Here is a 740-nt window from a genome sequence, read left to right as displayed (position 1 = left end):
GCGGCGTTGGTCGCCATGTCGCCATGGGCCGGATCGCGCGCGGGCGTCAGCTCGACCCGCGCCGCCACCTCGTCCGGCAGGTCCGGAACGATCCGTCGCAGGGCATCGCGCACGTGCGAGAGATAGCGGACGAACAGGCTGTCGGACATGCGATACGGTTCCACTCTGGACTGGTACTGATGACTGGCGGCTGATGATGGACGATCGGGCGTTTCAGCCCGGCACGGACAGATCCGTCAACCGCCGATGTTCCTCCATCGCGAATCGGTCCGTCATACCGGCTATATAATCCGCCACGACGCGGTGCGCACCGGTCCGATCGGTCCCCTGCGCCTGCTGCCGCCACCCGTCCGGCAGCAGCGACAGGTCCGCGGCCAGGATCGAGAAGATCGATTCGACCGCCATGCGGGCCTTGCGCGTCATGCGATTGACCCGCCAGTGACGATAGAGCCGCGCATAGAGAAAACCGCGAATCGCTCCGTTGTCGCGCGCCATGGCCGGGCTGTAGGCCACGACCGGGGCGGCGGCGCGCCGGACATCCTCGGCCGAGGCCGGGGCCAGTTCCTCGAGATTCCGCCGCGTCTGCCCGGTCAGGTCGACCGCCAGCGCATTGATCACCCGGCGGATGGTCTCATGCCGGATCCGGTCGTCGACCTGCAATTCCGCCCGCATGTCCGCGCTCATATCCCTCCCGCCCCGGGGCGGTTCCGCCTCGCCCGCCAGCCGGCGCACCTGCGCCA

The 740-nt window shown here is 68.8% G+C and carries 1 pseudogene; it reads right to left on the bottom strand.

What is annotated here, in order from left to right:
• Nucleotides 1–213: 213 nt before the first annotated feature.
• Nucleotides 214–740 (bottom strand): annotated as a pseudogene (locus tag HUK84_RS21305) (deoxyguanosinetriphosphate triphosphohydrolase); the annotation flags it as partial.

Source organism: Nguyenibacter vanlangensis (assembly GCF_013376155.1).
Classification (GTDB): domain Bacteria; phylum Pseudomonadota; class Alphaproteobacteria; order Acetobacterales; family Acetobacteraceae; genus Gluconacetobacter; species Gluconacetobacter vanlangensis.
Note: the sequence above shows the minus strand (reverse complement) of the source record. Positions and strands in the feature narration are given on the sequence as shown.